The organism is Candidatus Methylomirabilota bacterium, from assembly GCA_035260325.1.
In the GTDB taxonomy this organism is placed as follows: Bacteria; Methylomirabilota; Methylomirabilia; order Rokubacteriales; family CSP1-6; genus AR19.
The window spans coordinates 1-4,424 of record DATFVL010000065.1 but is presented as its reverse complement, the minus strand read 5'-3'; the positions used below and the strand labels follow the sequence as shown (position 1 = coordinate 4,424).

The 4,424-nt window shown below is 69.2% G+C and carries 5 protein-coding genes; 2 read left to right on the top strand and 3 right to left on the bottom strand.

Annotation, left to right across the window (positions count from 1 at the left end; all coding sequences use genetic code 11):
* Together VKG64_04780 and VKG64_04775 are read left to right on the top strand one after the other, a co-directional pair.
* The coding region (locus VKG64_04780) for a DUF3501 family protein (protein ID HKB24351.1) at positions 1-474 on the top strand (474 nt) is incomplete at its 5' end.
* On the top strand, positions 471-788 hold the full coding sequence (locus tag VKG64_04775) for a cytochrome c (protein HKB24350.1): 318 nt from the start codon (positions 471-473) through the stop codon (positions 786-788). The genes VKG64_04780 and VKG64_04775, both read left to right, overlap by 4 nt.
* On the opposite strand, the gene VKG64_04770 is transcribed toward VKG64_04775, so the two are convergent.
* The 3 genes from VKG64_04770 to VKG64_04760 form a co-directional block, all read right to left on the bottom strand.
* On the bottom strand, positions 776-3,343 hold the full coding sequence (locus VKG64_04770) for a caspase family protein (protein ID HKB24349.1): 2,568 nt from the start codon (positions 3,341-3,343) through the stop codon (positions 776-778). The two genes, VKG64_04775 and VKG64_04770, sit on opposite strands and share 13 nt — an antisense overlap.
* A 133-nt stretch (positions 3,344-3,476) precedes the next feature.
* Entirely contained in the window at positions 3,477-4,199 is a 723-nt protein-coding gene (locus tag VKG64_04765) for a urate hydroxylase PuuD (protein HKB24348.1), read from the bottom strand.
* Between the two features lie 25 nt (positions 4,200-4,224).
* Positions 4,225-4,424: hypothetical protein (locus VKG64_04760; protein HKB24347.1), on the bottom strand; the 200-nt coding region annotated here is incomplete at its 5' end.

Below are 4,424 nucleotides of genomic sequence, written 5' to 3'. Positions count from 1 at the left end.
GTGGGCCGCCACCTGACCTTCGTCTTCGAGAACCGCGAGACGGTCTGGTTCCAGATCCAGGAGATGGTGCGCGCCGAGCGCATCGTGGACGAGGCGAAGATCGCCGAGGAGGTCGAGGTCTACAACAGCCTCCTGCCGCGGCCGGGGGAGCTGGCGGCGACGATGCTGATCGAGATCACCGACGCGGCGCAGGTCAAGCCCGTCCTCGACAAGCTGCTCGGGATCGACACGCGCGACTACGTGAGGCTGACGGTCGGGCCGCACGTGATCGTCGGCGACTTCGAGAGCGGCCACTCCGACGAGGAGCGCGGCAAGCTCTCCGCGGTCCACTTCGTGCGCTTCGCGCTCCCGCCCGAGGCCCGCCGCATCTTCCAGGCCGCCGAGGCCGCGCTGGTCGTCGAGCATCCCAACGAGCGCGCGCGGACGGTGCTCGCCGAAGACACCAGGCAGAGCCTGCTGAAAGACCTCGGGTGACACGGCTTCGCGTGGCGGCGGGGCTGGCGATGGCGCTCGCTGGAATCGCCGGCTGCGAGCAGAAGCTCTCGCCGAGCGCCGAACGGGGGCGGCGGGTCTATCTCTCCCAGTGCATCGCGTGCCACGCCACCGATCCCTCGCAGCCGGGCCCGGTCGGGCCCCCGATCAAGGGCTCGTCGAAGGAGCTTCTGGAGGCGAAGGTGCTCAGAGGCGAGTACCCGGCGGGCTACAAGCCGAAGCGCCCGACCAGGATCATGCCGCCGCAGCTCCACATGGCGGCGGACATCCCGGCGCTCGCCGACTACCTGCGCTGAACCTTCACGAGGGGCAGGAGCCCCTCGAGCTCGCCCTTCATGAGCGGGTGCTGGTTGCCGCCGACCGCGCGCGACTTCGCGCCGACCTCGCGCTCGACGTACTCATAGAGCTCCTGGAGCGTGACGATCCCGTCGCGATTCAAGTCCGCGGCGCCCTTCAGGCCCTCGACGAGGTAATAGGTGAAGATCCCGTGCTTGAGGTCGGGCAGCTCCACGGACACCTCCGACGGGCGCGAGGCCGTGATGATCGCGCGCCCCTTCGAGCGGGTGAGCCGGTCGAGGAAGACGTCGTCCACGCTGGTTGCCCGCGTCTTCTTCGCGGCAAAGGTCCGCCCGCCCGCCGCGCCGCTGTAACACGAGTCGAGGAAGATCACGGCGCGCTCCGCCTCGATCCGGCCGAAGATCGTCTGGAGGTCGTCCATCGGCAGCGCCGTCGAGTAGAGATCGTCGGGGTCGGCGTCGATCGGCACGAGGTACTTGGAGAGCCCGTCGCGCTCGATGCCGCGCGGGTCCACCTCGGGCGCGCCGTGCCCGGCGAAGAAGATCAGGACCATGTCGTCCTTCTTCGCAGAGCGCGAGAGGAACGTGCCGAGCGCCCACTTGATGTTGCGGAGCGTCGGCTTGCGCTCCGTCCGGTCGGTGAGCAGGAGCACGCGCTCCTTCTTGAAGCCGCCGGGGCCGATCAGGACCTGGTAGAGCGCCTCGGCGTCGTTGATCGTGTACTGGAGCTTGGAGATCGCGGGGTGCTCGTAGTTCCCGACCCCGATGACGACGGCCCAGCGCTCCGGTAGCTCCACGGCCGGCGGCGGGGGCGCCGCGGCGACCTTGGGGGCGTTGTAGGCGACGGTGCGCACCGCCTGCGTGCTCGTGCCGTCCGCCTCCGTCGCGGTGACGACGATCACGTTGTTGCCCTCTCGGAGCGTGACGGGCACGGTGAGGGCGACTGACTTCTGGACGCCGCGCTGGGCCATGATCGCGGCAGGGCGCGCCGCCACCGCGACGTCGCGCGACGCGGGCCGCTCGGCCGCGTCCGCGAGATCTACGCTGTTCAGGGTGACGCTGACCCTGGCGATGCCGTTGCTCGAGTTCGCCGTCGCGACGACGACCGTGGTGGGCTCCGTCAGCCGCGCGCCGTTCTCCGGATAGCGGAACACGATCGCAAGCGGCGTGATCTTCTCGTACAGCACCGTCCGGACGTCCTGCAGCGTCGCGCCTTCGGCGTCCGTCGCCGTGACGACGAGCGTGTTCTGGCCCTCGCGGAGCTTCACCGGCAGGTTCACCGGCACGACGCGCGTCGCGGCCGGCCCGTCCAGATGCGTGACCTCCAACCCGTTGAGCGTCACGACCACGCGGCGCGAACCCTTGCCGCCGGAGACGAGCGCGGCGAGCGCAACGCTGTCGTACTGGACGCGCGTCTGCTCCGCCGGCGCGCCGATCCTGAGCTCGAGCGGTGGAAGGGGCGGCAGTGCCGCGACCACGGGTGGCGGCGGCGCCGGAGTCGATTTCTCCACGACGACGGGCGGCGGTGTCGGCTTCGCGACGACCGGCGGCTCGGGCTTCGGCGCCACCGGGACGGGCGGCTCGGGCTTGGGCGGCGCGGCGACGACGGGTGGCGGCGTGGGGGACGGCGCCGGCTTGTCGTAGAACAGGACGCGCGCTTCCTGACGCATCTCGCCGCCGGTCTCGGTGGCCGTCACGAGCAAGACGTTCTTGCCTTCCTTGAGCTTGAGATTCGCCGAGAGCGCGCGTTCCTTGGCGTCGGCCGGCGCGCCGCCCGGCAGCGGGATCTCCTGGCCGTTGAGCGAGACGGCCACGCGCGCCAGCCCCTTACCGCTCGTCGCCTTCGCGGTCAGGGTCACGCTCTCCGTGACGAGGCGCGCGCCGTCCTTCGGCTCGGCGAGGATGATCTCGAGTGGCGCGGGCCGGTCGACCGCCGCGAGCTCCATGCTGGCGGCGTCCCAGCTGTGGCCATTGACGAGCGTCCCGCTCATCCGGACGATCTGACGCGCCTCCGGCGCGTACCACAGCGTGAGGTAGGCTGTCGTCATAGTCGTGCGCCCGGGGTCATAAGGGCGCCGGCTCTCGAGCACGAACCTGATCTTGAAGGCCTTGAAGCGTCCGGCGACGACCTCGACGTCCTCGTAGGCCTCGACCGTCCACATGAACTTGGTGTAGAAGTCGCCGCGGGGCAGCTCGTTGCGTCCTGCGTTCGGATTCGACCAGCGCCAGTTGCCCCAGCTCGTTCCGGATTTGCCAACCTCGAGAGGCCACGCCAGCTTGGGCGGCGGGTCGAACTCGACGTACCCGAAACCTTGCTGCCGGCGCGCGAACATGAGGTCCTGCGTGAGGAAGATCTGCCGGTTGTTGCTCGCGGCGAAGACGTAGAGGCCGTTCTCGATCCGGATCAGCTCGTAGACGCCGTCCGTACGGATCCACTTCTCGCCGGGGGCGTAGGTGGGGCGCTCCGCGCGCGGCTTCTGAGCGAGTGCGGGCACCGGGATGCACGAGAGCGCGAATCCGGTGAGCGCCGCCAGGGCCACGGTCCGGAGTCTCACGCGCGAGACCTCATCGGGGGAAGGAACGTCATCCGTCCGCCTATCTTACGCGGGAACGGGCCCGGCGGGGAAAACGAAGCGGCCCGGCGGGGTCGCCGCCGGGCCGCGGGGTGAGCGTCGCGCGGAGCCGGGCCTAGCCCATGATCCCCGCGAGGACGAAATAGAGGATCGCGGTCAGGATGAAGCCGCCCCAGAACGTCCCGGTGAGCGTCGAGAGCATCTTCTTGCCTGGGCCTGTCGTGCCGACCAGCGCGTTGACCTCGGCCACGATCAACACGATCGCGAGCAGGACGAGCGCGCCGACCTTGCCGCCGCGGGTCGTCGGCTCGGCCATCGACAGGTGGCTCGCCGCGCCCATGAAGAAGAGCATCGGGATCGAGAGCAGCGTGTTCGTCCGCGAGGCGAAGCCGGCCCGCTGGCCGCGCGCGGCGGCCTCGGGGATCGCCTGGCCACCCTTCGAGACCTGCGTCGCCGAGGCGATGATGACCTTTTGCGCGGGCCAGATGACGAACCACACATTGTACCACATGACGCTTCCGAGCATTCCGCCGAAGAAGATCTTCCAGCCGTACGCGGTCGCGAAAAACTCACGGACGCCGCCGTACTGGCCCATCCTGTGGAAGACGATGAGCCAGCCCGTGATGAAGGTCAACATCGCGCCCCAGCGGAACCACCAGAGCGCGCGGCCGACGAGGCTGCCGACGATCATGCCCGACCGGACGGGCGGATCGGCCGTCGCGAAGAACGGCGTCTGGACGAAGTTGAAGTAGTAGAGCAGCCCGATCCAGGTGATGCCGGCGAGGAAATGAAACCAGCGCAACAGGAACAGCAAGCCCTCTCCGCTGAATAGCGCCATGTTCACCGCCTCCTAGTTGGGGGCACTACTTCTCGTCGCCGTCCTCGTCATTCTCGGGCTCGGCCTCCTTATCCGCGTCGGGCTCGTCCCCGTTCGCCTCGTCCAGGTCGTCGAGGTCGTCGTCGTCGTCGAGCTCGTCCGCCACGTCCTCGTCGTCGTCCTCCTCGTCGTCGAAGTCGTCGTCCTCGTCGTCGAGGTCGTCGTCGTCTTCCTCTTCCGTCTCCA